Raw genomic sequence first — 251 nt, 5'->3', positions numbered from 1 at the left:
CGATCCGCTGGCACCGCAGGCGGTGCCACAGTCCGCGCGCGTGCATTGGGATGACGTGCATTTCCAGTGGCCGGGTGCTGCGCGGCCGGTGTTGTGCGGCCAGCAGCTGACCCTGGCGCCGGGCGAGCGCATCGCGATTCGCGGTGACAGCGGCAGTGGCAAGACCACGCTGTCGAGCCTGCTGCTGCGGCTGTGGGATCCGCAGCAGGGACGGCTGACCTACGGTGGCCGCGATCTGCGTGATTTCGCCC

1 protein-coding gene is annotated in these 251 nt (G+C 70.1%); it reads left to right on the top strand.

The window, feature by feature from the left end:
* Positions 1-40: 40 nt before the first annotated feature.
* A partial coding sequence (locus tag AC6UDF_RS07350; RefSeq protein WP_500724231.1) for an ATP-binding cassette domain-containing protein occupies positions 41-251 on the top strand: 211 nt, incomplete at its 3' end.

The sequence above is a fragment of the Fructilactobacillus sp. X2R6C1 genome, from assembly GCF_059901295.1.
Note: the sequence above shows the minus strand (reverse complement) of the source record. Positions and strands in the feature narration are given on the sequence as shown.